This window comes from Streptomyces sp. BoleA5, from assembly GCF_000373665.1.
In the GTDB taxonomy this organism is placed as follows: Bacteria; Actinomycetota; Actinomycetes; order Streptomycetales; family Streptomycetaceae; genus Actinacidiphila.
Map to the genome: position 1 here is coordinate 104,766 of NZ_KB892101.1, position 25,939 is coordinate 130,704.

The 25,939-nt window shown below is 70.5% G+C and carries 32 protein-coding genes and 1 pseudogene; 9 read left to right on the forward strand and 24 right to left on the reverse strand.

Features of this window, described 5'->3' with window-relative positions:
- Window positions 1–64: 64 nt before the first annotated feature.
- Window positions 65–1,093 (reverse strand): aspartate-semialdehyde dehydrogenase, encoded by a 1,029-nt coding sequence (locus B085_RS0116265; protein WP_018559624.1) that lies wholly within the window; start codon window positions 1,091–1,093, stop codon window positions 65–67.
- Window positions 1,090–1,962 carry a dihydrodipicolinate synthase family protein gene (locus B085_RS0116270; RefSeq protein ID WP_018559625.1) on the reverse strand — a complete coding sequence of 291 codons (873 nt, stop codon included), beginning with the start codon at window positions 1,960–1,962 and terminating at the stop codon, window positions 1,090–1,092. The genes B085_RS0116265 and B085_RS0116270 overlap by 4 nt, the downstream gene beginning before the upstream one ends.
- 103 nt (window positions 1,963–2,065) lie before the next feature.
- Between B085_RS0116270 and B085_RS0116275 the strand changes: the two genes are divergently transcribed.
- Entirely contained in the window at window positions 2,066–2,488 is a 423-nt protein-coding gene (locus tag B085_RS0116275; RefSeq protein ID WP_018559626.1) for a GNAT family N-acetyltransferase, read from the forward strand.
- A 342-nt stretch (window positions 2,489–2,830) separates the two neighbouring features.
- Here the strand turns inward: B085_RS0116275 and B085_RS51925 are convergent.
- From B085_RS51925 to B085_RS42655, 5 genes and pseudogenes are all read right to left on the reverse strand, one after another.
- Window positions 2,831–3,454: pseudogene (locus B085_RS51925) on the reverse strand (phosphotransferase); the annotation flags it as partial.
- Between the two features lie 233 nt (window positions 3,455–3,687).
- Complete coding sequence (locus tag B085_RS0116285; protein ID WP_234018585.1) at window positions 3,688–4,320, reverse strand: HAD family hydrolase; 633 nt, start codon at window positions 4,318–4,320, stop codon at window positions 3,688–3,690.
- A gap of 65 nt (window positions 4,321–4,385) precedes the next feature.
- The gene (locus B085_RS46230; RefSeq protein ID WP_078619915.1) at window positions 4,386–5,309 is read right to left on the reverse strand and encodes a GntR family transcriptional regulator; all 924 of its coding nucleotides are present in this window, start codon (window positions 5,307–5,309) and stop codon (window positions 4,386–4,388) included.
- A gap of 301 nt (window positions 5,310–5,610) precedes the next feature.
- Complete coding sequence (locus B085_RS42650) at window positions 5,611–6,789, reverse strand: phosphotransferase family protein (protein WP_018559632.1); 1,179 nt, start codon at window positions 6,787–6,789, stop codon at window positions 5,611–5,613.
- A 196-nt stretch (window positions 6,790–6,985) separates the two neighbouring features.
- Window positions 6,986–7,864: a GntR family transcriptional regulator gene (locus B085_RS42655; RefSeq protein WP_078619916.1), complete on the reverse strand. Its 879-nt coding sequence runs from the start codon at window positions 7,862–7,864 to the stop codon at window positions 6,986–6,988.
- 219 nt (window positions 7,865–8,083) lie between these two features.
- Here B085_RS42655 and B085_RS50055 point away from each other — a divergent pair, with 219 nt between their 5' ends.
- Both B085_RS50055 and B085_RS0116315 read left to right on the forward strand, forming a co-directional pair.
- Entirely contained in the window at window positions 8,084–8,251 is a 168-nt protein-coding gene (locus B085_RS50055) for a hypothetical protein (RefSeq protein ID WP_018559634.1), read from the forward strand.
- Between the two features lie 213 nt (window positions 8,252–8,464).
- On the forward strand, window positions 8,465–8,644 hold the full coding sequence (locus B085_RS0116315; RefSeq protein ID WP_158689752.1) for a hypothetical protein: 180 nt from the start codon (window positions 8,465–8,467) through the stop codon (window positions 8,642–8,644).
- A 6-nt stretch (window positions 8,645–8,650) separates the two neighbouring features.
- Here B085_RS0116315 and B085_RS0116320 read toward each other — a convergent pair whose 3' ends face one another.
- The gene (locus B085_RS0116320) at window positions 8,651–9,892 is read right to left on the reverse strand and encodes a GNAT family N-acetyltransferase (RefSeq protein WP_018559636.1); all 1,242 of its coding nucleotides are present in this window, start codon (window positions 9,890–9,892) and stop codon (window positions 8,651–8,653) included.
- Between the two features lie 58 nt (window positions 9,893–9,950).
- Complete coding sequence (locus B085_RS0116325; protein ID WP_037731813.1) at window positions 9,951–10,481, reverse strand: hypothetical protein; 531 nt, start codon at window positions 10,479–10,481, stop codon at window positions 9,951–9,953.
- A 213-nt stretch (window positions 10,482–10,694) separates the two neighbouring features.
- Here B085_RS0116325 and dtd point away from each other — a divergent pair, with 213 nt between their 5' ends.
- Window positions 10,695–11,120, forward strand: a complete 426-nt coding sequence (dtd, locus tag B085_RS0116330; RefSeq protein ID WP_018559638.1) for a D-aminoacyl-tRNA deacylase — start codon at window positions 10,695–10,697, stop codon at window positions 11,118–11,120.
- A 5-nt stretch (window positions 11,121–11,125) separates the two neighbouring features.
- Here dtd and B085_RS0116335 read toward each other — a convergent pair whose 3' ends face one another.
- From B085_RS0116335 to B085_RS0116370, 7 genes are all read right to left on the reverse strand, one after another.
- Complete coding sequence (locus B085_RS0116335) at window positions 11,126–12,106, reverse strand: YgfZ/GcvT domain-containing protein (RefSeq protein WP_026251093.1); 981 nt, start codon at window positions 12,104–12,106, stop codon at window positions 11,126–11,128.
- 10 nt (window positions 12,107–12,116) lie between these two features.
- The gene (locus B085_RS0116340; RefSeq protein WP_018559640.1) at window positions 12,117–12,569 is read right to left on the reverse strand and encodes a Fur family transcriptional regulator; all 453 of its coding nucleotides are present in this window, start codon (window positions 12,567–12,569) and stop codon (window positions 12,117–12,119) included.
- Window positions 12,570–12,673: 104 nt separating this feature from the next.
- The gene (locus B085_RS0116345) at window positions 12,674–13,237 is read right to left on the reverse strand and encodes an FABP family protein (RefSeq protein WP_018559641.1); all 564 of its coding nucleotides are present in this window, start codon (window positions 13,235–13,237) and stop codon (window positions 12,674–12,676) included.
- A gap of 249 nt (window positions 13,238–13,486) precedes the next feature.
- Window positions 13,487–14,596, reverse strand: a complete 1,110-nt coding sequence (locus B085_RS0116355; RefSeq protein ID WP_018559643.1) for a hypothetical protein — start codon at window positions 14,594–14,596, stop codon at window positions 13,487–13,489.
- The gene (locus B085_RS42660) at window positions 14,593–15,519 is read right to left on the reverse strand and encodes a hypothetical protein (protein ID WP_018559644.1); all 927 of its coding nucleotides are present in this window, start codon (window positions 15,517–15,519) and stop codon (window positions 14,593–14,595) included. The genes B085_RS0116355 and B085_RS42660 overlap by 4 nt, the downstream gene beginning before the upstream one ends.
- On the reverse strand, window positions 15,516–16,304 hold the full coding sequence (locus tag B085_RS42665; RefSeq protein ID WP_063741036.1) for a hypothetical protein: 789 nt from the start codon (window positions 16,302–16,304) through the stop codon (window positions 15,516–15,518). Before B085_RS42665 ends, B085_RS42660 begins: the two co-directional genes overlap by 4 nt.
- Window positions 16,305–16,382: 78 nt before the next feature.
- A complete protein-coding gene (locus B085_RS0116370; RefSeq protein WP_158689753.1) occupies window positions 16,383–17,102 on the reverse strand; it encodes a hypothetical protein in 720 nt (239 codons plus the stop codon).
- Window positions 17,103–17,260: 158 nt separating this feature from the next.
- Here B085_RS0116370 and B085_RS0116380 point away from each other — a divergent pair, with 158 nt between their 5' ends.
- Window positions 17,261–17,623: a DsrE family protein gene (locus B085_RS0116380; protein ID WP_018559648.1), complete on the forward strand. Its 363-nt coding sequence runs from the start codon at window positions 17,261–17,263 to the stop codon at window positions 17,621–17,623.
- Window positions 17,624–17,675: 52 nt separating this feature from the next.
- Here B085_RS0116380 and B085_RS48165 read toward each other — a convergent pair whose 3' ends face one another.
- From B085_RS48165 to B085_RS0116415, 8 genes are all read right to left on the reverse strand, one after another.
- Window positions 17,676–17,909, reverse strand: coding sequence for a hypothetical protein (locus B085_RS48165; protein WP_018559649.1), 234 nt, complete (start codon window positions 17,907–17,909; stop codon window positions 17,676–17,678).
- Between the two features lie 121 nt (window positions 17,910–18,030).
- Window positions 18,031–18,321, reverse strand: coding sequence for a DUF1416 domain-containing protein (locus B085_RS0116390; protein ID WP_018559650.1), 291 nt, complete (start codon window positions 18,319–18,321; stop codon window positions 18,031–18,033).
- Between the two features lie 34 nt (window positions 18,322–18,355).
- Entirely contained in the window at window positions 18,356–19,201 is an 846-nt protein-coding gene (locus B085_RS0116395; protein WP_018559651.1) for a sulfurtransferase, read from the reverse strand.
- Window positions 19,202–19,344: 143 nt separating this feature from the next.
- The gene (locus B085_RS51930) at window positions 19,345–19,425 is read right to left on the reverse strand and encodes a putative leader peptide (protein ID WP_354797803.1); all 81 of its coding nucleotides are present in this window, start codon (window positions 19,423–19,425) and stop codon (window positions 19,345–19,347) included.
- Window positions 19,426–19,585: 160 nt separating this feature from the next.
- A complete protein-coding gene (locus B085_RS0116400) occupies window positions 19,586–20,299 on the reverse strand; it encodes a DUF2993 domain-containing protein (protein WP_018559652.1) in 714 nt (237 codons plus the stop codon).
- Between the two features lie 43 nt (window positions 20,300–20,342).
- Entirely contained in the window at window positions 20,343–21,224 is an 882-nt protein-coding gene (locus B085_RS49335; protein ID WP_018559653.1) for a hypothetical protein, read from the reverse strand.
- A 4-nt stretch (window positions 21,225–21,228) separates the two neighbouring features.
- The gene (locus B085_RS0116410) at window positions 21,229–21,492 is read right to left on the reverse strand and encodes a MoaD/ThiS family protein (protein ID WP_018559654.1); all 264 of its coding nucleotides are present in this window, start codon (window positions 21,490–21,492) and stop codon (window positions 21,229–21,231) included.
- A gap of 100 nt (window positions 21,493–21,592) precedes the next feature.
- Window positions 21,593–22,435, reverse strand: coding sequence for an alpha/beta fold hydrolase (locus tag B085_RS0116415; RefSeq protein WP_018559655.1), 843 nt, complete (start codon window positions 22,433–22,435; stop codon window positions 21,593–21,595).
- Window positions 22,436–22,612: 177 nt separating this feature from the next.
- On the opposite strand from B085_RS0116415, the gene B085_RS0116420 reads away from it, so the two are divergent.
- The 4 genes from B085_RS0116420 (at window position 22,613) to B085_RS0116435 (ending at window position 25,901) form a co-directional block, all read left to right on the forward strand.
- On the forward strand, window positions 22,613–23,377 hold the full coding sequence (locus B085_RS0116420; RefSeq protein WP_018559656.1) for a response regulator transcription factor: 765 nt from the start codon (window positions 22,613–22,615) through the stop codon (window positions 23,375–23,377).
- Window positions 23,378–23,443: 66 nt separating this feature from the next.
- The gene (locus B085_RS0116425) at window positions 23,444–24,466 is read left to right on the forward strand and encodes a LacI family DNA-binding transcriptional regulator (protein ID WP_026251096.1); all 1,023 of its coding nucleotides are present in this window, start codon (window positions 23,444–23,446) and stop codon (window positions 24,464–24,466) included.
- A 179-nt stretch (window positions 24,467–24,645) separates the two neighbouring features.
- Window positions 24,646–25,686, forward strand: a complete 1,041-nt coding sequence (locus B085_RS0116430; RefSeq protein WP_018559658.1) for a S1C family serine protease — start codon at window positions 24,646–24,648, stop codon at window positions 25,684–25,686.
- Between the two features lie 29 nt (window positions 25,687–25,715).
- Complete coding sequence (locus B085_RS0116435; protein ID WP_089227694.1) at window positions 25,716–25,901, forward strand: hypothetical protein; 186 nt, start codon at window positions 25,716–25,718, stop codon at window positions 25,899–25,901.
- Window positions 25,902–25,939 lie beyond the last annotated feature (38 nt).

Genomic DNA, 25,939 nt, shown 5'->3' on the forward strand with positions numbered 1-25,939 from the left:
AGGGTCAAGCGCGACGACGCCCCGGCGCGCGGTCGCGCCGGGGCACCCGGAAGGACGAACGGGGTCAGCCGCGAAGCTCCGCGGCGACCAGCTCCGCGATCTGGACGGCGTTGAGCGCGGCGCCCTTGCGGAGGTTGTCGTTGGAGAGGAAGAGCGCCAGGCCGTGCTCGACGGTCTCGTCCACCCGGATCCGGCCGACGTAGGAGGGGTCCTTGCCCGCGGCCTGCTGCGGGGTCGGGATCTCCGACAGCTCCACGCCCGGGGCGGCCGCCAGCAGCTCGTACGCGCGCTCCACGCTGACCGGGCGCTCGAAGCGGGCGTTGACCTGCAGCGAGTGGCCGGAGAACACGGGCACGCGGACGCAGGTGCCGGACACCTTCAGCTCCGGGATGCCCAGGATCTTGCGGGACTCGTTGCGGAGCTTCTGCTCCTCGTCGGTCTCGAAGCGGCCGTCGTCGACGATCTTCCCGGCGAGCGGGACGACGTTGAACGCGATGGGCCGCTGGTAGACCGCGGGCTCGGGGAACTCCACGGCCTCGCCGTCGAAGGCCAGCTCGGTCGCCCGGTCGGCGACCTTGCGCACCTGGCCGTCGAGCTCGGCGACACCGGCCAGGCCGGAGCCGGAGACCGCCTGGTAGGTGGTCGCGACCAGGGCGGTCAGCCCCGCCTCCTCGTGCAGCGGGCGCAGCACGGGCATGGCGGCCATGGTGGTGCAGTTCGGGTTGGCGATGATGCCCTTGGGGCGGTCGGCGACCGCCTGCGGGTTGACCTCGGAGACGACCAGCGGGACCTCGGGGTCCATCCGCCAGGCGGACGAGTTGTCGATCACGACCGCGCCCGCGGCGGCGACCTTGGGGGCCAGCGCCTTGGAGGTGGCGCCGCCCGCGGAGAACAGCACGATGTCGAGACCGGTGTAGTCCGCGGTGGCCGCGTCCTCGACCGTGACCTCGCCGTCCTTCCACGGCACGGTGCGCCCTGCAGACCGCGCCGACGCGAACAGCCGCAACTGCTCCACCGGGAAGTCGCGCTCGGCCAGCACCTTGCGCATGACACCGCCGACCTGGCCGGTGGCTCCGACGATTCCGATCCTCATCCGGTCTCTCCGATCAGTGCGTACGTACGGTCCCGAGTATCCCCCGATGCGGCGAGTGCCCGGAGTGCCGCCCCGAGGGACGGTCGGCCCGCGGGCAGCAGCGGCAGGCGCACGTCGGGGCTCGGGATGCGTCCCTGGACGTGCAGCACCGCCTTGATCACCGTGGGGTTCGGCTCGGCGAAGAGGGCGGCGGCGAGCCTCGCGAGCGCCTGCCCCTGTTCCGGGTCGTGGGAGCGGGCCAGCTCCACCCAGCGCTCGGTGGCCAGGTGGGCGGAGGCGGCGATCGCCCCTTCGGCGCCCAGGGCGAGCAGCGCGGGAGCGAAGACGTCGTCCCCCGCGTACAGCGGCACCTCCCCCACCAGCAGCACGGTGTCCTGGTCGATGCCGCCGACGGCGTGCTTGAAGCCCACGATCCCGTCGATCGCGGCGATCCGGCGCACCGTGTCGGCGGTGAGGGCGAGCCCGGTGCGGTAGGGGATGTTGTAGACGACCAGCGGCACCGCGGACGCCCGGGCCAGGGCCTCGAAGTGCGCGACGACGCCGTCCTGGGAGGGCCTGACGTACGACGGCACGGAGACGAGGGCGGCGTCCGCGTCGAGCCCCGCGAGTTCGGCCGCGACCCTGCGGGTGTCCGTCCCGCCGGCGCCGACGGTGTACCAGAGCCCCCGCTCCCGGCACACCCGCCCAGCGGTCTCCCGGACGACCGCCTTCTCGGCCTCGTCCAGCATCGCCGCCTCGGCGGTCGTCCCCAGCGCCACCAGCCCGGCGACGCCTCCGTCGGCCACCTCGTGCGCCAGCCGCTCCAGGGCGCCGGCGTCCACGCGGCCGGCCTCGTCGAAGGGGGTGATGAGCGGTACGTGAATACCCATGCGTCGAGCGTGGGCCCACAGCAACCTCAAGGTCCAGTTAATAGTCCTTCATCGAACCGGTAAGCAGTGCTGCACGAAGCCGCGTCTCCTGGCCTCGGGCCCCATGAGAGACGACCGGTACGAGATATCCGCCGACCCCGCCCGCGTGGACGCCGCCCTGGTCCACCACTGGCTCTCCACCGACGCCTACTGGGCCCTCGGCCGCCCCCGCGTCGTCCAGGACGCGGCCATCGCCGCCTCCCTCGACTTCGGCGCGTACGACAGGGCGACGGGCACCCAGGTCGCCTGCGCCCGCGTCGTCACCGACCACGCCACGTTCGCCTGGCTCTGCGACGTCTACGTCACCCCGGCCGCCCGCGGCCGCGGCCTGGCGACGGCGCTGACGACTGCTGCCCGCGACCACGTGGAGGGGCTGGGCGTTCGGCTCGTGCTGCTGGCCACCCACGACGCGCACGGGGTGTACGCGAAGCTTGGATTCCAGCCACTGGAGAAGCCGGAGCACTGGATGTCGCTGGGTCCGTCCTGACGGCACGGAGACGTGGCCGTTCTTGAGACACCACAGGGCAAGGACGACAGCGATCGTCACAGTGAGGGGGGTCCGCTTGTGCCCAAGCGGGCGCTGGGCCCGCTTCAGTGTCCGCCGCAACGTTCGGGCGGTACGCAGATACGGCCCGAGTGACCCCACTTCGCCGAGCAACCCGGTCACTCCACGGATCGTGTCGGTGTACACGGACTGCATGCGCTTGTAGGCGAGATACACCTCCAGATCCTCATCCACTCCCGCAGACAGCCCCGGCTGGGCCTTCTCAACCGCGCGCTTCCAACGCCGCACCACCTCCGCTGCCTGCTTCTTCGGATAGGACATCAGATGCAGGTGGGTGGCCAGGTCGTAGAGGGGATCACCGATCCGGGCCAGTTCCCAGTCGATGGTCCACAGGTCTCCACCCGGATCGATGATGAAGTTCTCCCGGTGAAGATCACCATGGACCAGTCGGTACGGCCGGGGCTTAAGCGAACTCTGCCTCCCGAGAAGCCTGCGCAATGCGTCGTCGTTGATCCCGAGCGCGTCGAAGATCCCCCCGAACCTGGCGCGGTGCTGTTCGTAGACGTCCTGAATCGTGTGCATGATCAGGTCGTCGAGGAACCGGTCCGAGTTCTCGGCTACGGCCTGTTCAGCGTGATCACACGCAAGATCAGCTCGAAGGGCGCTGGTGTCGAGGATCGCAAGGCTGTGGAAGATTTCCTCAATCTGGTCGAGATGCCGGCCATCGATCCGCTTGCCCCCAGGCTTGAGACTGCCGAGCGTCACCCCTTCGATGAAAGAGAGCCCCGACACCTTCCCAGCCACATGGGCCACTTGGGGGATACGCGGGACCGATCCCTGGAGGAGTCGGAGCAGCGCCTCCTCTGACTGAAAGCAGCGAAGGTCGTACCAGAAGATTCCCGGCCGCGGTTCCCGGAGTTTCAGCCACCGGAACCGCCGTCCCAGCATGCTTCCGGCATCCAGGAGCACCGCATAGGCCTCGTGGTGGTAGCCCTCGAGCGGGCCCACCACACGCAGCGCCTCAAGCTCGGAGGCGACAGTAAGCGCTGCAACGGTAGTGGCCAATGTTCCTCGAACTGTGGACAAGGGTGTGGCACGTCTCACAGCCGACGTGTGTGGATGAGCATAGCCCGGGCAGTCCCCTGCAACCCGGCGGTCGACAGCGCAACACCCGTAACGCTTCAGACATCACGGGCCGCAGAGCACAGGAGTTCCAAGGAGTCGATGACAAACTCGGCACCGGCTGCCCTCAGATCCGCCTCCTTTTCGGCTCTACGCGCATAGCCCAGGAAGGTGACCCCGGCCTCCTCGGCCGCGACGTAGTCACTGACGGAATCACCGATCATCAGGCAGTCGGCCGGCTCATGGCCGGTCTTCTCCATCGCACAGTTCAGGCAGTGCGGATCGGGCTTCATCAGAGCCGGATCCTGCGTTCGGCCGTAGATGTGCGGGCCGAAAAGCTCCTCAAGGCCTCTGCCCGCCAGGTAGTGGGAAGCGGCCTGTGGCGAGTTGTTCGTCGTGACGGCGACCTGGCGTCCGCGGTCGACGAGAAGGCGAACCAGTTCGTCCGAGTGCGGCGCCGGCACCGCCAGAGACGCCGCGTGGATCTCTTGGTCGGTGAGCAGTTTCTCCAATTCCTCCGTCCTGGGGTGATGCGCGAAGGCCCGGATCACCTCCAAGGGATCGTCGCAGCTGCTCATAGCTGGCGTCAGCTCCCCCCACTCTCTCAGTCGCTCCTTGAGCACACGGGCGACGCCAGGAGCCGGATGGTTCGCGAAGAGGCCGACCAACGGTCCGTCGAAGTCGAAGAGCACACATCTCGCAGAGGCCGCCAGGCCACGCAGGACGGCTATGTCGGTCGGTACGGGAGGGCGCAAGGTCACTCGAAGAGTGTCAACGGCTGAGCGATGGTTGACCAGAGGGACTCGAACCACGCCTTCGACTGCTCCACGAATGCGCTGTCGTACGAGTCAGGCCCTGCCGCCGCAGCGGAGCAGTGGAAGAGCATCGAGCCCAGCCCCAGGAAGTCGTAGATCCTCATCTCCTCACCGCGGTAAAGGACAGGACGCTCCACCACCGAGTAGAACCCGTGCAGAGATTCCGTTTCGTTGATCAAGTACACCTTGGTCAACGGCGTGGCCGCCACCGATTTGACCTCTACTGAGACATCGGAGACCAACCCCAGGTCCGACAGCGCAACGATGGAGCTCACCAAGGTGCCGGTATGATTCCGCACCAGCTCCCGAAGCCGCTTGAGCGGCAGATCATCTTCCGGATCACCCACGCGACGGGGGACAGCCAACGGGCCCTCCAGGTTCGGCAGGAGTATCCGCACTCGTACGGATTCAGGCCGGATCTCGCCGCCGCGAACGCGTAACAGCGGGAGGGCCAAGGCAGCGTTCAGACTTTCTGTCGTGAGGCTGAACACGTCCAGGGTCACCCGTGGAGCTTCAAAGGCTGTGTTGATGTGTTTGGCGAGTGCGACGCCCGAGGTGCCGGGCAGGCTGCGGGACGTTGTTTCCCTGGGGCGAGGGACATTGCTCAGAACATAGGACCCCCGTCCCCGCTGGGAGTCGATGAACCCTTCGCTCCGCAGTTCCTCCAGCGCCCGCTGGACCGTCACACGCGACACGGCGAAGCGCCTCGCCAGTGACTGCTGGGTGGGGATCTGCGAGCCCACTCGGTAGAGGCCGGACCGGATCTCACCACGGAGCACCTGCGAGATGCCCCGGTACGGCGGAACCGCCGGGTCCAGCCCCTCACCACCTACGTCCAAGAGGCAACACCATCCAAAGGTTGGCAAGTTGCATCAGACAGGTTGCTATGACTGGCCAAGTTTTCCGCCATCTCCGGCATGGAACAACCCCAAAACGACATGACCAGTCAAGTTGACTGCAAATGCAAAGGAGTTGACGCATTTTGCGCGGTCACCTTGCCAAAGCGCACCGCCGAAGGGAGCACCTCAATGCACGTCGTCCTCTGGCTCGAGTGGCTCGTCGAACAAAAGTACGGTGCAGCCGGAGCCGTGGCATTCGGCGTCCTCGTCCACTATTGGGAGAAGCTCCCCGACCAGGACAAATATGCATTGTGCGTCGGGGGCGTCGTCATCCTCCTGGTCGCACTCGCCCTGTAGGGGGCGGCGCCTCGTGCCTCGCCGACTGCCTCCGACGCCAATCCATGAGTGCGTCCGTGATGACCGTCAAGTCGTCTGCCAGCTCCAGGCCGAGAGGTCCGCGTGCCCTGCGGAGTGCTCGGCGGACCTCGGCTGCGGTGAGGTCAAGATCGCGGACACCTGGATCTCTCCGCAGCCCGGCCGCCGCTCGCATCACGTCCGGATAGACCGACTGCGCCCGCTCGAAGCCGAGGTACAGGGGCAGGTCGTCATCAAGTCCGGCGACCGCTTCCGGCCGGACGGCGGACACGGCGCTCCTCCACGCCTCGATCACCTCCGCCCACTGGTCCTCGGGATAGCGCATGCGCACCAGATGGGTGGCGAGGTCGTGCAGCGGATCGCCGTAGGACGCCAGCTCCCAGTCGAGGAAGAACAGCGGGCGGGCCATGTCGCCGGTCACGACGAGATTGTCGCGGTGCAGGTCCGTGTGAAGGAGCGCGTACGGCCGCGACCGCATCGCCGGGATGCCCGCCGAGTAACGGCGTACGGCATCACGGGGTACGCCCAGCGCAGTGAACAGGCTGCCGAACCGGCTCCAATTGGGGCGGCGCACGAAGACATCCGTGAGCCGGGCCAGGCAACGGAGGTACCCCCGACTGTCTCCGTCCTTGGGCCACCTCATCGGAAGAGGAGGCAGGTCCTGGCGTCGGACGTCATTGAGGGTCCCGAAGAGGTCGGCCAATGCTTTGACGTAGAGGGTGTCCACCGGCTTGCCCGGCGGGCAGAGAACGGACAGCGTGACGCCCTCGACGTACACGTGCAGCGACGAACGCCGGCTCTGCTTGAGCAGCGCCGGCACATTGGGTACACGCCCCTGGAGCGCCCGCAGCAGATGTGACTCATGACGCCACGTGCGAGTCACGACCTTGAGTGCGCCCGGGATCGGCACACGCACCTTCACGGGGCCGTTCGGATGATGCCCCAGTTGCTCCGCCAGGTCATTCAGCAGGGGCATCAGGAAATTCTGGTTGTGAAACCCGTTCGTCCTGGTGCCGCAGTGCATCGCATGGCTGACGAAGCGCTCATAAGGATCGCCGTGGAATTCACCAATGCGGCCACAGCACTCTCCGTCCTGCGTCGATCGCCTGTCGATGCGGAGGGGAGTACCCACAGGGCTGCTCCTGCTTGTCGCGGCGTCACCGGAAACCGGCCCGGCCACAGACAGCCTGACGAACCCCACGGGGTTCAACCGCCGTTCCGGTTTGAGGCATGAGCCTAGCGGGTAAGGCGGGCGCCGCAAGTCGAGTCCTGCTGATCCGAGGACCCCGGGGATCTCTTTCACTCTGGCGGGCGTAGCCGGGTCCGCTTCACTCGAACAGCGTCAGCTCCTGGTCCTCCGCGATGGTGTCCCAGAGCGATTCGAACCATTTCCGGGACTCCTCCAGCATCTCGCCCTTGAGGCTGAAGAGCTTGGCGTCGACCCCATGGACGTCGTAGATCTGAATGGTGTCGCCGGCCAGCCCGAGCTCCCTCTCCATGAAGCGGTAATAGCCGAAGATGGCCTCACGGCCATTGAGCATGTAGAGCTTGTGCATGGGCGTGACGCGAACCGTCTTGATCTTGATGTCGACCTCAGGGACGTCACCGCGCTCACCCAGATCCTTGAGGGAGTTGACCAAGCCAACCGCATACAAGTTGGTCAACCTTCTCAGGCGGTCCAGCGGGCGTTCGTCACTGGGCTCGTCCACGCGCTGAGGGACCGCGAGAGAGGCCTCACTGCTGGGGAGAACGAGGCGGAGCTGGATCCTCCGCGGGCGGATATAGCCGTTCATGATCCGGGGCGCGTGCATGCCGACGGCGCGGTGCAATGACTCGGTCGTCAGGCAGAAGGCGTCAATCGTGACCTCATCCGCCTCGAGAGCATTGCCGACGGCCGTGGCGAGATCGACCGTCAACGGCATCACATGACCGCCTGAACCGTTCGCCTTCGACTCGGCGACGGAACCGGGCTGGTCCGCGACGAAGACGCCGCGCCCCTGTTCCGCCACGACATACCCGGACTTCTCGAGGTCCTTCAGAGCGCGCTGGATCGTGGCCCGGGACACCTTGAACTGGTCGACCAACTCGAACTGGGTGGGAAGTCGGGCCCCCGCCGGGAGTTCCCCACGGTCGATGTCGTCCCGAAGCGAGGCAGCCACGCGCTTGTACGTGTGCCTGGCCCCACTGGGCGGTGCATCGCTGTTCATGCGAACCAGCCTACAACTCAGGCGCACAGGGGGCGCATTGGATGCATCAAGTTTGTCGATCGCAATCAAATGGAACACCTCAAGTGAGGCCTATCAGTCAACTAAGCCAATTCTATGCGGAGTTGAGCATGTTGATGCAACGGGGAGGTCCCCGGCTCCGGCGGTCCGACGACGTGCCGGCGTGAGCCGCGGGTGGTGGCTCAGGGAAGGGGCCCACACATGCCCGCACTAGCTCTGTGTGCCTTCGCGCTCGAACAACTCATCCAGTGGCGGTACGGAGCAGCCGGCGCAGTAGCGCTCGGGGTGGTCACCATCGGCCACCGCACCAGGAAGACAACTCTCACCTGTCTTGGGCTCGTGGTGCTCGCTCTGCTCGTCGCCCAGTAGACAGTGCGCCCTCCTCTTCACCCGTCACGGTTGCACGGTCAAGAAGCCACGGCTGCACACATGTGCCCAACGTGACGGCGCAGTTGAGCGAGGCCCCTTGCCCAGCTCCGGACAGGCCGCCACTGCTGACCAGTGGAAGGCACCAAATTCCGTACGTAGCTTCGATTCGTGCCGCGGCTGTCGCTGAACTCAGCAGAGAGGAGGAGTGTGATCATGTTGTGGAGCCATGTGATGGCGGCGCTGCTGGAGCAGTACCTGGCCTGGCGGTACGGCCCGTTGATGGCCGTGGGCGTGCTGCTGGTGGCCGCCGGGCACAGGGCGCGTTCCAGCTACGCGATGTGCGTCGGCGGGGTACTCGTCCTCCTGGTGCTGGTGTCGTACGGACACCACTAGCGACGACTAGAACGTGTCGATCGGCCAGGGCTTGCGCGCCGTACGGAACAGCGCGTCGACGCGGGCCGCGCCGCCCGGGCGGGATTCCGTGACGCCGCCCGTGACGGTCAGGCGGGCCGCCGACTCGTCGCCGAGGTACAGGGAGGCGAGGGCGGCCGCGGTGAGGGAGATGTCCGGGGCGGCGGAGGGGGCCGCCCCGGCGGTGGCGGTGCCGTCAACGGCGGCTTCGAGGCGGAAGCGGCCGGCGGCGTACCCGTCGGGGTCGGTGACGTCGAGGACGACGGTGCCCGGGGCCGCGTACGTACGGGCCGCCAGCGCTCGCGGCACATCGAGAAGGCGCAGCCACAGGAAGTCGCTGGTGGAGTGGACGTGAGCCGCGCGCGGGTCGTCCAGCAGCAGCGGCAGGACGTCGTCCTGGCCGCGGAAGCCGGTGCGTACGGTGGCGACCCAGTCCATGGCGAGCAGGTAGCGCCACAGCGCGCGCTCCGCCTCGGGGGTGGCGGCGATCAACTCCCGCACGGTGAGCGGGACCTTCGGGAACATCCCGTGCCAGGTGTCCTCGGCCGTGTACGCGGCCAGGCCGTCCACGCGTCCGGAGGCGTCGCGGTAGAGCACGAAGGTCGGCTCCTTCCAGGGGAAGGAGGGGTTGATCACCGTCCCGGTGGCGTACTCCCAGTTGCGCTCGGTGCGGTTGATCGCGCCGGGATGCCGCAGCCGCACCCGGTCGTGGAGCTGGGGCCCGAGCTTGAGGACCTCGGACGGGTCCGCGACGTCGACGCGTCCGCTGCCTGACGGCGCTCCCTGGGGGCGGCCGGCGCGCGCGGTGTCGACCTCCCACTCGGTGACCCCGGCGGCCGGCCCGAAACCGAAGCGGCCGTAGATCCGGTACTCCGCCGCGACGAGGATCGCGACCGGTTCGCCGCGTCGCACGGAGGCGTCGAGTTCCGCGGCCATCATGCGGGAGGCCAGGCCGCGTCGGCGGTGCGTGGCGGTGACGGTGACATTGGTGATCGCCGAGGCGGGCAGCACCGCGCCGCCGGGCACGGTGAGTTCGCGGGGCATGCTGCGGAACGTGGCCACACAGCGGCCCTCGTCGAAGGCGCCCTGGGTGCGGTCCAGGTCCGTCTGGGGGCGGCGGAGTGCGATCTCCTCCTCGGTCACCGACGGGGGCCGGTGAAAGCCGATCTTCGCGGCGCGCAGCCAGCCGGGGAAGTCGGAGTCGCCGATCGTACGGACCTCAAGGCTCATGTCCCGCACGGTAGGCGGACGCCCACCCCGGCCGCATCCCGTTTTCGCGACGCTGACGTCAGTCGCCCGCCAGCAGGTCGTCGACCCGGGCCTCGCCTTCGCGGTAGCGGCGGGCGATCTCGGTGCTGCAGCCGTCGACCGTCCGCTGCAGGGACTGCCGGCAGCGCGAGACCTGCTGCTCGTTGCGGACCAGCCGGCCCATCGCGTCGTGGAGTTCCTGGTCGGTGCGGGCCTCGAGGTCGGAGAGCTGGACCTCGGCGAGCATCTCCTCGGCGAGCTGCCGGTAGCGCTCGCTGTGCGGGGTGCCCAGGGTGACGTGGCGGGCGGAGGAGCGGTGCCGGGACGGGGTGTCCGTGAGGATCTCGGAGAGCCGGTCGAGCACGGGGGCGTCCGGGGCGGTGCGCCGCGCGAGTTCGGCGCGGAGGATGTCGATCCGGCCCTGGAGGAGCCGCCGCAGGTAGGAGAGGTCGGCCTCCTCCAGCTGGGCCTCACGGCGCGCGGTGCGCAGTCCTTCGAGGGTCAGGCCGGCGAAGTCGGGCTGGGGGGTGCCGGCGGTGAGCGGGGAGCGCGGGCCCGGTGCCTTGAGCATGCGATCGCCTTCCGCCGTGCCGGTCGTGATGCTGTGCTTCATCGCTGTCCGTCCCCTCGTCCCCCACGTCGGGCAGATATCGATCGTGCCACCGAGTAGCTGCGTCGCGCAGGCACCTGCACCCGAACGGCGGCTCCGGACAGTTGTACGTGAGTCCAAGCGGGCGTACGGCCCGGGTGCCGCGCGCCCCCGCCCAGCCGGGACAATGACGGCATGCGTGCGGTGGCCCAGCGGGTGAGCGAAGCGAGTGTCGTGGTGGACGGCGAGACGGTCGGGGAGATCGCCGGTCCCGGCCTGTGCGTGCTGGTGGGGGTGACGCACGACGACACGGAGGAGAAGGCGGCCCAACTGGCCCGGAAGCTGTGGGGGCTGCGCATCCTGCCCGGGGAGAAGTCCTGCTCGGACATCGCCGCGCCGCTGCTCGTGATCTCCCAGTTCACCCTCTACGGTGACGCCCGCAAGGGGCGCCGCCCCACCTGGAACGCGGCGGCGCCCGGCCCGGTCGCCGAGCCGCTGGTCGACGAGGTCGTGGCGCAACTGCGGTCGCTGGGCGCGCACGTGGAGACGGGCCGGTTCGGAGCGGAGATGAAGGTCTCGCTCACGAACGACGGCCCGTTCACGGTCGTGCTGGATATGTAGGGCGCCTACGGCTCGACGACGGTCTCCTGGCTCGCCGCCGTCCCGTCCGCCAGCAGCGCGGCGTCCACGGGCGTGTTGCGCTTGATCACCGCGAGGGCGATCGGGCCGAGCTCCCAGTGCCGGGCGGAGGAGGTGACGGTGCCGACCGGGCGCCCGTCCGGCCCGTCGGCGGCGAGCCGTACGGGGGTGCCGTGGCCGGGCAGCTTGACCTCGCTGCCGTCGAGGTGGAGGAAGACCAGGCGGCGCGGCGGCCGGCCGAGGTTGTGCACCCGGGCGACGGTCTCCTGGCCTCGGTAGCAGCCCTTGTCGAGGTGGACGGCGGTGTCCAGCCAGCCCAGCTCGTGCGGGATGGTGCGGTGGTCGGTCTCCAGGCCGACCCGCGGCCGGTGCGCCTCGATCCGCAGCGCCTCCAGGGCGAGCACGCCGACGGGGGTGCCGACCTGCCCCGCGAGGTCCTCCAGTTCGCCGCGCGGCACGAACACGTCGCGGCCGTACGGGACCTCGCGCACCGGCCAGTCGCCGGGGACGGCGGCGATGCTGCCGGCGGGCAGGTGCACGACGGCGTACTCGCCGGTCCGGTCCGAGACGTCGACCTGGTAGAAGAACTTCATGCTCTCCAGGTACGCGATGAGCTCGCCCTGCGTGCCGGGCTCGACGTGCATCCAGGTGGTCGTGCCGTCGTCGACGAGGTAGAGAGCGTGCTCGATGTGGCCGTGCGCGGAGAGGATCAGCGCCTCCGTGGCCTGGCCGGGCGGAAGGTCGCTGACGTGCTGGGTCAGCAGCAGGTGGAGCCACGCGAGGCGGTCCTGGCCGGTGACGGCGACGACGCCCCGGTGGGAGAGGTCGACGAATCCCTTGCCGTCCGCGAGTGCGCGCTGCTCGCGGAAGAGGTCTCCGTAGTGCGCGGCGACTCCCTCGTCGGGGCCTTCCGCGGGGACGGCACCGGGGAGCGACAGCAGGGGACTGGTCGTTGTTTGGCGCTGCATGCCCACCACCCTACGTCCGGTTACTTGAACCCTCAGGCGTTCGGGGCTTCCCCACGCAGTCCGCGCAGCGACCGAAGATCGCGAAGTGCTTCATGTCGGTCTCGAAGCCGTACGTCTCGCGCAGCCGCGCGGTCAGCGGCTCGGCGACGGACACGTCGGCCTCGATGACCGACTCGCAGTCCCGGCACACCAGGTGCATGTGGTGGTGCCGGTCCGCGAGGTGGTAGGTGGGGGCGCCGTGCCCGAGGTGGGCGTGGCTGACCAGGCCCAGCTCCTCGAGGAGTTCCAGGGTGCGGTAGACCGTGGAGATGTTGATGCCGGAGGCGGTCTTGCGCACCTCGGTCAGGATGTCGTCGGGAGTCGCGTGCTCCAGCGCGTCCACAGCCTCCAGGACAAGCTGCCGCTGCGGCGTCAGCCGGTAGCCGCGCTGCCTCAGATCGCTCTTCCAGTCCGTGGTGACCACGAGGACAGTCTAGGCAGGGAAAAGGGGGATCACGGAGTCGTGATCCCCCTCGCGCAGCCGTACGGGGCCGCGGGGCCCGCTCGGCGGCGGGCCGGGCGGACGGCTCAGCGGAAGAAGGCGATGCCGTCGTCGGGGAGGTCCTTGAGGTCCTTCGCCCACTCGCTCGGGTTGACGACCTTCTTCAGGTGCGCCGACATGTAGGGGCGCAGCGGCACCTCGGGGGTGGCCTTCTCGCCGACCCACATCAGGTCGCTCTTGACGTAGCCGTACAGGCGCTTGCCGCCGCTGTACGGGGGCGCGTCGCCGAGCCGGGCCACGGCGTCGGTGACGAGGTCGATCTGCGGCTTGGCCTCGGCGAGCTCGCCGTACCAGATCTCGATGACGCCGTCGTCGCGGGTCATGGTGATCTCGACCTTGCGGTCCTTGTCGATGCGCCAGAAGCCGGACTCGCTCTCCAGTGGCTTCACCGGCTTGCCCTCGGCGTCCAGCACCCAGGTCTTGGAGGTGTACTCCAGGAACGACCGGCCGTCGTGGCTGAAGATCACTTCCTGCCCGAAGTTGCACTTCTCGGCGCCCGGGAAGTCGAAGACGCCCGCGCCCTCCCAGGTGCCCAGGAGGAAGGCGAGGGGGACGAGGTCGGGATGCAGGTCGGAGGGGATCTCGATCATGTTCAGCGCTGTCCCTGGTAGAGCTTCTTCACAGCCAGAGCGGAGAACGCGATGACGCCCAGGCAGACCAGGACGAGCAGGGTGTCGAAGAAGAACTCGATGGGGCTCACGAGTGTGCTCCTCGGGCAGGCGCGGACGGTCGGCGGCCCGGTGGGGCCGGGTACGAGTCTAGTGGGCGGGTACGGGCGCGGCCGCGCGAGGTCCGCGCGCCGCGCCCGCACCGGTGTCCCGCCCCGCCGGCGGCCCGGGTCAGCCGAGCAGCTGTGCCTGGAGCAGCACGGTCTGGTGGAACGGGACCGCGGGCTGGGTGCCGGCCTTCTCCATGTGGACCACGGCGAGGGTGTCGCCCGCGGTGATGTACGCGGCGCGCAGGTGCGTGGCACCGCGCGGCGCGGCCTCGTTGTACGGCGAGACCATCTCCCCCTTGGGAACGGCCGAGTCGTCGTCGCTCCAGGTGGTGTCCGTCTGCGGGTGGGCGGCCTGCGCGAAGGCGGCGGGGACGATCAGCTCGTTCCTGACCCGGGTCGTGTACGGCTCGGTGGCGAACTGGACGAGGTAGATCTCGGTGCGGGTGCCGTCGGGCATGGTCCAGGCCCGTGCCGCGATGTGCCGGAGCGTGTTGTCGTCCAGCGCCGCGCGGAACTTCTTGCGGACGTCCTCGGGATAGATCTCCACGAAGTCGGCCGTCGGCAGCCAGCCGCCGCGGTCCGGGAACGACGTGTCCCTCTTCGCACCGGCGGGGACGGGGAGCAGGAGCGTCCGCAGGTCGGCGTAGTGCCGCCCCGCCGGGTTGTCCCTGTTCATGGCACCGGGCTGTCCGGCGGGCAGCTTGGGCAACTTCAGCGCGGGGTACGTCCAGCGGCCGTCGTCCGGGGTCTCCAGACCCGGGATCTCGGTCCGCTCGGGCTGCGTGACGGCGTACGCCGCGGCGCCACCGAGGGCCGCGAACACCACGACGGCAGCGGTCCAGCGCACGGCGGCGCGCAGGCCCCGCCGGTCGCGCAGGCGCTTGCGCGGGCCGGGCGTCACGGACTCGGCGGGGGTGGCCTCGGCGGGCACCGGCTCCGCGACGGCCTCCGCGGCCTCCGCGGGCTCCGTGAGCTCCGCGGCATCCGCGGCGGCAGGCCCAACGGTCTCCGCCGGGGTGCCCGCGGGCTCCGTCGCGGCCCCGTCCGACGGGGTCTGCGCGGGCTCAGCCGGGCCGGCCCCCGCCGGCGCGACGTCCGCGGCGACGGGGTCCGGCACGTCGTCCTGCGACGGGGCTGCCGCGGGACGAGAGTCCGTGAGGGTCTCCTCCGCCGGGGCCGCGGACTGCGCCGGGATCTTCTTCACGTCGTCGCTCTGGGTCTGCTCGGTCATGCGGCCTCTCCCGGGTCCTGCACGCGGTCGAGCTGCTGCTTGAGCAGGTCGGCCGCCTCGGTCTTCCGCAACGGCGACGTGCCGGTCACCGACATGCGGATCAGCAGATCGCCCTCGGTGGCCTGGCACACCATGCTGTCGAGCTTCTGGCCTGGCTCCTTCGGCGGCAGGACGCAGCGCGCCTTGTCGTGACCCGCGATCTTCGGGCCGTTGCGGAAGACGCCGAGGGCCTTGGTGAAGGCGGTGAAGAACTCGGTGTCGGCCTTCGCTGAGCGCTTGTTCTTCATCTGGACGATCTGGGTCTCGACGAAGAACCTCGACTGGTCCTCGCGGTAGGTGCGCATGCCCATGCCCTGGATGTGGAGCCGGGCGACCGCCTTGCGGACCATGTCGCGCTGCTTCTTCGGCACGCCGTCCAGGTCGCCGCGCATCAGTTCCTCGGCCCGCTCGGCCGAGAGCTCGGCGTCGTTGCCGAACTCGGCGATGTCCGGCCCCGGGGAGTAGTCGTCGGGCACCGGGAGCAGCAGCTTGCCGAGAGCGCCGTAGTGGCTGCCGCCGGACCTGGTGCCGTACTCGCTGGTCTTCTTGGGCTCGGGGGCCTTCCAGGTCTGCGTGCCCGCCTGCTTCGCGTCGTCCTTCTGGTGCTGGAGGACGGTGAAGCCGATACCGCCGCCCGCGATGACGGCGACCAGTGCGGCGGCCGTCCCCAGGGCGACGCCGCGACGGCTCCTGCGGGGCGCCGGGGCGTTCTCCTCCCCGGCCGGGGCGAGGGCGGCCGCCTGCGTGTCAGCGGTCTCGGGTCCGGGCGCCGTCCCGCTCGCGCCCGCGACGGTCGGCTCACCGGCCGGCTCCGCCGGCGTCGGCGTCGGCGGCTCCGCCGGTGCCTGCTCGGTCACCGCGGGAGGGATCGTCTCGTCGTTCACATGCGCTCCCACTGCCGCTTGGCCACAGCCTTGATCGTGGACTCGCTGATAGGCCGTCCCGAGGACATCCATATGTCGATCATGACGTTGCCCTTGCGGGCCAGGGCGCGTGCCATGTGGACCGGCAGGTAGCCGGCCTTCTTCTCGGAGTAGACCCAGACCCTGCCGTCGCGCGTGCCCGGGATGGCGGAGCCCCCGTAGCCCGCGTACTTCTTGGTCGGCATGTACTCCTGCTGGCCTTCAAGCTCCAGGGGTGTGACCGCCATGTACTCGTCGCGGAACTGCACCAGGCGGATCTCGGTCGTCGTAGTGGACGAACCCGAACCGGTCTTCCACGTCGCCGCGGCCAGCCGCCTGAAGTCGCCGTTGAGGAGGTCCGTGAAGATCCAGCCCGGGTCCTTGAAGGTGTCGGCGTAGTCGTAGAGCGAGACCCAGCCGTCGTCTCCGTACGGAACGGTCCAGTCCTTGGCGCCCTTCGGCCGCTTCAGCAGCAGCTTGCGCAGGTCCCCGTCGTACGTGACCAGGGTGTCCTCGGCGGCCGTCAGCGGCTTCGCCGCGGGGGCGGCGCCCTTGGGCTGCACGAGCTTGTGCTGGGCCAGCGGCGGGAGCGGGGTCTCGGGACGGTCGTACTGGATCTGGTAGCCGGCGCCGGCGCCCGCGAGGACGCCGAGGACCGCCGCGCAGGCGATCAGCAGGGTGGTCCGGCCGCGTCTGCGCGGCGGGCGGACGGGGGGCCCGTCCGGAACAGGGGCGACCTGTTCCTGGACGGGGGTGTCCTGGGACAAGGGGTTCTCCACTGGATTGTTCGTGGGTGGGTGCGGACGGCGGGCGGGACGGTCCGTACGTCCGGTGTGCCGTGCGGCTCAGCGGCCGGTCCTCAGACGCCGGTACTGCTTGTCGAGGAGCCGGGCGAGCAGGTCCTTGCCGGGGGTCTTCGCCCCGGTGACGGAGAGGGTGATGTGCACGTCGCCCTGATGGGACAGGACGATCACCGAGCCGGTGCTCTCCGCGGAGGAGGACGACAGCCGGTAGGCCTTGGCGGGGCTGCCCGACGAGGGCAGGTTGATCCGGGTGCCCTGGTAGTAGAAGTCGTTGTAGTACGCGGTGGCGGAGCTCTCGCTCGCGAAGCGGACGAGCTGCGCGGAGACCTCGTAGTCGCCGTCACCGGTGAGGTAGGTCCGCTGGGCCGCCGCCTTGAAGCCGTGCGTGGCCAGGGCCTGCTTCACGTCGGCGGAGTCCGCGACCTCGGAGCGGGAGAGCTCCGTGCCCTCCTCGTCCCCGTAGATCTCGGCGTCCGCCGGCGGGGCGAGCAGGAAGTAGCGAAGGTCGCCGCGGTGCCTGCCGCCGTCCACGGTGCCCTTGAGGGTCCGGGTGGGCGAGGGCGCGGCCGTCGCGGCGGGACTCGGGGACTGCGCCGGTGACGGCGATGCCGGGTCGCTCGTCCCCGGAGCGGCACTGCTCGGTGCGGCCACGCCGGGGAGCCCGGACGCGGACGGCGACGAGGACGAGGAGCCGAACGCCACGACGGCCCCCGCGGTCAATGTCGCGAGCACAACAAGTCCGACGATCGAGGCGATCACCACGCCGGTACGCGAATCGGTACGCGCTTCCACAAGCCCCCCCGGGCAGAAATCCGCGGTCGGCGCGCTGATCGCGCCCACGCGGCGAACGCATTATGCCGAGCGTCGGCAAACGCTCTCAATGTTTTTCCTGTGAGACGGCCCAGCTTAGGGTATGGCCCATGGCGAAGAAGCTCGTGATCAAGGTAACCGCAGGTGCGGACGCTCCCGAACGCTGCTCCCAGGCGTTCACGGTGGCGGCGGTGGCGGTCGCCAGCGGCGTGGAGGTGTCGCTCTGGCTGACCGGCGAGTCCTCGTGGTTCGCGCTGCCGGGACGGGCCGCGGAGTTCGAGCTGCCGCACGCGGCGCCGCTGCCCGAGCTGATCGAGGGGATCCTTGCGGGCGGGCGGATCACGCTGTGCACGCAGTGCGCGGCGCGCCGGGACATCACGGAGAAGGACGTCCTGGAGGGCGTGCGGATCGCCGGTGCTCAGGTCTTCGTCAGCGAGGCCATGACCGACGGAACGCAGGCGCTCGTCTACTGAGCGTCCGACGAGGGCCCGCCGCAGGGGGACTCGGACGGGTCTCCCCCGGGCGTCAGTGCTGGTCGCGGTGGTCGTCGCGGCGGTCCAGCTCGCGCCACCACTCGTCGGAGGTCGGGTCTCCGGTCTCGTCCCACCAGCGCTCGTCCGGGCCCCTGCGGTTGGCGACGACGGCGGCGATCGGCGGGATGACCATGGCCACCACGCACATCCCGACGGCCACCGGCACCGACCACAGGCGCACGAGACTCCACGCCAGGACGAAGAGCAGAACGCAACTGCCCATCATGGCGTAATACCAGCGACGACGACGCCTCGTGGACACCCTTCCACCGTACGACCCGAAGGGCCGCACTCCCACTCGGTGGCCCGGTGGAAATGCGGCCCTTCGCGTACGGGCGGCCGTCGGGTCAGACGGCGATGGCGACCTCGGTGAGGTCGCCCCGCTGGGCCACGACGGCACGGTCCACCGTCGCGCCCGGTACGAGGGCGCGCAGCGTCCACGAACCGGGAGCGGCGAAGAAGCGGAACTGGCCGGTCGCCGAGGTCGGCACCTCGGCCGTGAACTCGCCGCCGCCGTCCAGCAGCCGGACGTAACCGGTCACCGGCTCGCCGTCGCGGGTCACGGAACCCTGGATGATCGTCTCGGTCGCCACGTCGATGCCGGCCAGGTCCGGGCCGCCTGCCTTCGCTCCACACATGGTGCTGATTCCTCCGGGTCGGGGTCTCGGGGGCTTACTTGGCTGCGCCGAGCTCGATCGGCACGCCGACGAGGGAGCCGTACTCGGTCCAGGAACCGTCGTAGTTCTTGACGTTGGGCTGGCCGAGCAGCTCGTGCAGCACGAACCAGCTGTGCGCGGAGCGCTCGCCGATGCGGCAGTAGGCGATGGTGTCCTTGGCCAGGTCCACGCCCTCGCCCTCGTACAGCTCCTTCAGCTCGTCGTCCGACTTGAAGGTGCCGTCGTCGTTGGCCGACTTCGACCACGGGATGTTCCGGGCGGTCGGGACGTGGCCCGGGCGCTGGGACTGCTCCTGCGGGAGGTGGGCCGGGGCGAGCAGCTTGCCGGAGAACTCGTCGGGCGAGCGGACGTCGACCAGGTTGAGGTTGCCGATGGCGGCCACGACGTCGTCGCGGAAGGCGCGGATCGAGACGTCCTGGGCCTTGGCCTTGTACTCGGTGGCCGGGCGGGCCGGGACCTCGGAACCGTCGACGAGGTCGCGGGAGTCCAGCTCCCACTTCTTGCGGCCGCCGTCGAGGAGCTTGACGTCCTGGTGGCCGTAGAGCTTGAAGTACCAGTACGCGTAGGACGCGAACCAGTTGTTGTTGCCGCCGTAGAGGACGACGGTGTCGTCGTTGCCGATGCCCTTCTCCGACAGGAGCTTCTCGAAGCCGGCCTGGTCGACGAAGTCACGGCGCACCGGGTCCTGGAGGTCCTGCTTCCAGTCGATCCGGACGGCGTTCTTGATGTGGTTCTTGTCGTACGCCGACGTGTCCTCGTCGACCTCGACGATGACCACCTTCGGGTCGTCGATCCGGGCCTGGACCCAGTCGGCGTCCACCAGGACGTCACTGCGGCTCATTGCTGTCTCCTCCGGGGCAGTTGCGGATGTCTCGGCGCACGGACGGGTGCGCACGGGTGCCGGCTGCGCTGCACGGGCGCGTCACGGCGTTTGCGCGGGGAAGGACGGGGCGGCGTGCGGCGCCGGAAGACGGCGCGGGGCCCCTAGGGGACGCGACAGAGCATGGCGGCGACACGGCACAGGTCGACTGCCCGCCGCTTCGTGAGGTCCGCCTGTCGCTTCATGGGCTCGATCGTAGGGAAGGGGACCGGCCGATGTCACCGCCGGTCCGCATAACGAGAAAAGATTGTCCGTACTTCGAGACGAACAGTGGGTACCGGGGAGTCCGCCGTCAGACCGGCGCCCCGGCTCCCGCGCATCGACTGCGGAGCGGACGCCCCTGTCTCACTGGGCGAGAACGACCTTGGTGCCGGTCGCCGCGACGCTGATGCCGTCGGCGGTCGCGGTCACCGAGCTGAGCTCGATGCCCTCCGGCAGGCCCGACAGGGCGCGGGTGAAGTCGATCCGCTCGCGGATCAGGTCCTCCACGACCGGGGGCAGCGACTCCAGTCCCGGTATCTTGCCCGCGGTCAGCTTGATGCCGCCCTTGCCCGCCACGCCGACCTCGCTCACCACGCTGCGCTTGACCGTGCCGACCGGCGTGGAGACCTCCACCCCCACCTTGACCCGGCCCTTGCCGTTCTCCGAGGCGCCCCCGTAGCCGATGGTCACACCGCTCGGAGCGGCCTTGGCGAGGTCTTCGTAGCTGACGAGGGCGGTGCCCTCGGCCGTGTCGGCGACCGCGCTGCTGAAGCCGCTGCCCAGGCTCACCCCGTGCAGATCGGCCTGGAAGCGGGCGACGCGCAGCGTCTGGCCGCCGGTGCCGGTGGCCTGCACGCCGTCCGCGGTCACCTCGACGTCGTCCAGCTTCTCGGCCAGCACCTGTGTGAGGAACGGGAAGCCCTTGATGTCGATCCCGGGTGGCGAGGTCAGCCCGAGCGTCTGTTGCGCCCGGTCCGCCGCCTCGGACTCCGCGAAGTGCACGGCGATCCGGTCCGCCGCGACGAACAGGGCGCCGAGGACCACGACGAGGACGAGCAGGATCCGGACAGCACGCATCAGTCAACCCCCGAGTCGGTGTTCGGACCGACCCTAGTGCGTCTCAGCCCAGCAGTGCCCGGGCCATCACGTACACGGCCGGGGCCGCGGCGGTCAGCGGCAGGGCCACACCCGCGGTGAAGTGGACGAACCGGGACGGGAAGTCGTAGCTGGCCACCCGGAGGCCGATCAGCGCGCAGACCCCGGCGGCCAGCGCGACCAGCGCCGCGTCGGAGGTCTCCAGCTGCCCGAGGGCGATGCCGCTGCCCGTTGCGGCGGCGAGCGCGACCAGGACCGAGACCACGCCGGGCAGCGGGATCGCCCGGGCGAGCGTCGCCACGGCGACGGCGATCACCGCGGTCACGACGGCGTCGGTGCCCCGCGGGTCGGCCGTGGTCGCCAGGAAGCCGGTGGCCAGGATCGTGATGAGCGTCGAGGCGGAGGTCGCGGTCAGCGACGAGAGCCGTTCCTCGGGGCTGCCGCGGTGGCGCAGTTGCAGGACGAGGACGAGCAGCAGCCAGACGCCGAGGGTGCCGATGATCACCGCCGGGGCGTTGTCCACCCCGTCGACCAGCACGGCGGCCTCGGCGGTGACACCCGCCAGGAAGGCCAGCACGATGCCCTGCCGGGCCGGCCACATGCCGTTCAGCCGGAACCAGCCGGCCGCGGTGACCGCCTGCAGCACCACGCCCGCCGCGGCGAGCGCGGGCCGGCCCAGCAGCGCCCCGCCGGCCAGCAGCAGCGCCAGCGCGGCCGTGACGAGGGCGGGCTGCATGCCGGGGGCGATGATCGGCGAGCCGGTGCGGGACGCCTGGCGGCGCCGGGCGGCGCGGCCGCCGCCGGGGGGCGGCTCCGGAGCGCCGTCCACGGGCGGAAGGACGGCGGTGGTGTCGGGGGCCGGCATCGGGCCGGCGCCGCGGTCGTACCAGTCGTGGTTGTCGGTCACGTGCTCATCCTCCCGCGAACGGCGGGAGCACCTCGACGGTGCCGCCGTCCGCCAACCGGACCCCGGCGTGGTCCCGGGTGCCGACGGGGTTGCCGTCGACCAGGAACGAACAGTTCGCCAGTACGCGGGCGAACTCGGGGCGGGACGCGTGGCGCTCGCGCGCCGCGTCCAGCGCCTCGGCGAGGGTGCCCTCCCGGTACGGCTCCTCCGCTGCGCCGGCGGCGGCCTTGGCCGCTGCCCAGTACCGGATGGTTCCGTGTGCCGCCATAGCGGTCCTTCCGTTCGCCCGTGCGGGTCCTGCCGCGGTCCATGATGGCGCAGCGCGGGCGGCGCGCGGCGGCCGGGCCCGGTGGTGCGGGGTCCCGGCGTCAGGCGGGTGCGCCGGCGGGGCGGGCCCGTTCGGTCGTCCACCCGGCGATGCGGCGCAGGAGGTCGGGCGCCGCGGCGTTCTCGGCGTGGCCGAATCCGGGCTCGATCCAGAGTTCGGCCGCGCCGCCCGCGGCGTCGGCGAGGGAGAGCGGGTGGTCGAGCGGGAAGTAGCCGTCGCGGTCGCCGTGCACGACGAGCAGCGGGGTGGGCGCGATGGACCGCACGGCCTCGACGGGTGGCACGGGCACGGGGTCCCAGTCCTTGTCGTGGATGCGGGTGTGCAGCAGTCCCCGGGAGACCAGGCGTCCCACGGGCTGGGTGATCGCCCAGTGCACCCGGCGCATCGGCGCCGTACCGCGGTAGTACCAGCGCGCGGGCGCACTCACTGAGACGACTGCATCAACGTGCGCCCCCTCGTGCGCCGGTTTGCGCCCCGCGTGCCGCAGAACGACGGAGCCGCCCATGGAGAAGCCCACCGAGGCCACCGCGGGGTGGCCGAGCCGCCGCGCCCAGCGCACCGCCGCGTCCAGGTCCAGAACCTCGCGGTCGCCGACCGTGGAGCGCCCGCCCGAGCGGCCGTGGCCCCGGAAGGAGAAGGTCACCACACCGCCGACGCCGGCCGCGCCGGCGAAGATCTCCGCCGCGCGGCGCACGGCCGGCCGCTCCAGGGCGCCGGTGAAGCCGTGCGCGACCACGATCGCGAGCCCTCCGGGCGTCGATCCGGGCAGGTAGGCGGCGTCGATCGGCACCCGGTCCTCGGCCGTCAGCACGGCCCGCATCCCACCGGAGACGATCGACGGAACGCGCGAACGCACGACGGCGGGCTCACTCAGGGACTCCATGTGGGCTATTCTCTTTGGTCAAGAGGATCCGGGCAGCGTCGCCCCCGGGTCCTTTCGTGCTTTCCGGGCGACCGGAGCGCACCTGTCGGCGCACGCAAACGTCCTCGCAGGACCGAGGAGGGTCGCAATGGGCAAGCGGAACACGCATGACCGGACGATGAACGACGGGAGCGGCCTGTGAGCTCTCTCCTCCTCCTGACGAACGCGCTCCAGCCCTCCACCGAGGTGCTCCCCGCGCTGGGGCTGCTGCTGCACAACGTACGGGTGGCCCCGGCCGAGGGGCCCGCCCTGGTGGACACCCCCGGCGCCGACGTGATCCTCGTCGACGGACGCCGCGACCTGCCGCAGGTCCGCTCGCTGTGCCAGCTGCTGCGCTCCACCGGGCCCGGCTGCCCGCTGGTCCTGGTGGTCACCGAGGGCGGCCTCGCGGCCGTCACCGCGGACTGGGGCATCGACGACGTCCTGCTGGACACCGCGGGGCCCGCCGAGGTCGAGGCGCGGCTGCGGCTGGCGATGGGCCGCCAGCAGATCGGCGTCGACGACAGCCCGATGGAGATCCGCAACGGCGACCTGTCGGTGGACGAGGCCACGTACAGCGCGAAGCTCAAGGGCAGGGTCCTGGACCTGACCTTCAAGGAGTTCGAGCTGCTGAAGTACCTCGCGCAGCACCCGGGCCGGGTCTTCACCCGCGCCCAGCTGCTGCAGGAGGTCTGGGGCTACGACTACTTCGGCGGCACGCGCACCGTCGACGTGCACGTACGGCGCCTGCGCGCCAAGCTCGGGCCCGAGCACGAGTCACTGATCGGCACCGTCCGCAACGTCGGCTACCGCTTCGTCACCCCGGAGAAGGGCGACCGGCCGGCGGCGGAGGAGACGGAGGCCGCGCGGAGCGGGCAGGCACCGGCGGAGGGGGCGGCCGTGACCACCTCCGGGAACGGCTGATCACACGGTGGTCACGCCTGTGGACAGACGGTGGGATGCACGGGTGTACCCGCGTAGACTCGGCCCGTGGCAAAGGTGACGCGTGACGATGTGGCAAGGCTTGCGGGGACCTCGACCGCAGTCGTCAGCTACGTCATCAACAACGGACCCCGGCCGGTCGCACCGGCCACCCGCGAGCGCGTGCTCGCGGCGATCAAGCAACTGGGCTACCGCCCCGACCGGGTGGCCCAGGCTATGGCGAGCCGCCGCACGGACCTCATAGGGCTGATCGTGCCGGACGCCCGGCAGCCGTTCTTCGCGGAGATGGCGCACGCCGTCGAGAGGGCGGCCGCCGAGCGCGGCAAGATGGTGCTGGTCGGCAACTCGGACTACCTCGACGAGCGCGAGGTGCACTACCTGCGCGCCTTCCTCGGTATGCGCGTCTCCGGGCTGATCCTCATCAGCCAGGGCCTCAGCGAGCACGCCGCGCTGGAGATAGACGCCTGGGACGCGCGGGTCGTGCTGATGCACCGGCGGCCCGAGGCGATCGACGACGTCGCGGTCGTGACGGACGACGTCGGCGGCGCCCAGCTCGCCACCCGGCATCTGCTGGAGCACGGGCACGAGTACGTGGCCTGCCTCGGCGGCACCGAGGCCACCCCGAAGTCCGGCGACCCCGTCACCGACCACGTCGAGGGCTGGCGCCGGGCGATGCACGAGGCCGGCCGCTCGGTCGAGGGGCGCCTGTTCTCCACCCCGTACAACCGCTACGACGCCTACCAGGTGGGCCTCGAACTGCTGTCCCACCCCGACCGGCCGACCGCGATCGTCTGCGCCACCGACGACCAGGCCATCGGCGTACTGCGGGCGGCCCGCGAACTGCGGATCGACGTGCCCGGCGAGCTGGCCGTGGCCGGCTTCGACGACGTCAAGGAGGCGGCGCTCACCGACCCGCCGCTGACCACGGTGGCCTCGGACCGCGAGGCGATGGCCCGTGCGGCGGTGGACCTGGTGCTGGACGACGGGCTGCGGGTCTCCGGCTCGCGGCGCGAGCGGCTGCGGCAGTTCCCGTCCCGGCTGGTCGTGCGGCGCAGCTGCGGCTGCCACTGACCACCGCGCCGGCCACGGCGGGCGGCTCCCGCCCGCCGCGGCCGGCGACCTGGCTACGGGCCGTGTAAGCCTCGGCCCTGACCTGCGGGTTCGTTCTTTATATCGGGCATACGGAACTCTGCCCCGGTTCTCAGGCCGTGCTCAGGAAGCTCTCATGTTCGGTGAGCACAGTCATAGGCATGAACGAAGACGCCCGTCGCAACGACGCCCACGACCCGCAGCAGCCGCAGCAGTCCCACGGCGCCGGCGGGTACCCGCCCCGGCCGCCGTACGAGCCGCACCTTTCGTACGGCAACCCGGCGCCCTACGCCTCGCACCCCCAGCCGGCGGCGCAGGCGCAGGCCCAGCCCCGTACGCGCCGCCCGGTGGCACTGGTCGCCTCCGTGGCGCTGGTGTCCGCGCTGATCGGCGGCGGGACGGCCGCCCTGGTGGGGCGGGCGACCACCGCGCCGGCCGCGGCGGGCACCTCGACGAAGGTGATCGGCACCAGCAGTTCGGGCAACACCGGCGTCGCGACCGTGGCCGCCGCCGTCAGCCCGAGCATCGTGGAGATCAGCGCGACGTCCGGCGCCGGGGAGTCGACCGGTTCGGGTGTGGTCGTCACCGGCGACGGTGAGATCGTCACCAACAACCACGTCGTCTCCGGGGCCGACTCGGTCAAGGTGACCTTCAGCTCCGGCAAGACGGTCACCGGCAGCGTCGTCGGCACCGACGGCGGCAAGGACCTCGCGCTGGTGAAGGCCGAGGGCGTGAGCGGCCTGCCGGTCGCGTCACTGGGCGACTCCAGCCGGGTCACGGTCGGCGACCAGGTCGTCGCCATCGGCTCCCCCGAGGGCCTGACCGGCACCGTCACCAGCGGCATCGTCTCCGCGCTCGATCGCGACGTCACCGTCTCCACCGGCCAGAGCCAGGGGCAGCGGCCCGGCGGCGGGCCCGGCCGGTGGCCGTTCGAGTTCGGCGGCGGCCAGTACAACGGCGACGTCGGGTCGTCCACGACCACGTACAAGGCGATCCAGACCGACGCCTCGCTCAACCCCGGCAACTCCGGTGGTGCCCTGATCAACATGAGCGGCGAGATCATCGGCATCAACTCGGCCATGTACTCCGCCGCTTCCTCCTCCTCCGGCCAGGCGGGCAGCGTCGGTCTCGGCTTCGCCATCCCGGTCAACACCCTCAAGGCAGACCTCGACACCCTGCGCAACGGCGGCAGCGACAGCTGACCGCACCGCATCGAAGGGATGTGGCCACCATGAACGTCTTCCTCAGCACCTCCCTCCACCCCGCGACCGTCCCGTCCGGCCCCGCCGACCGCGCGCTGATCCCCTACCGGGAGCCGGCCGCCCGCGAGCCCGAGATCGCGACCACCCGCCGGTACGCGCGCCGCTACGCCCGCCGGGCGATTGCGGCCCACCGCCTCGCCGCCGTGCGAGGCTAAGAACCGGAGCACCCCGCCGCACGCCCCGGCGGCACCCG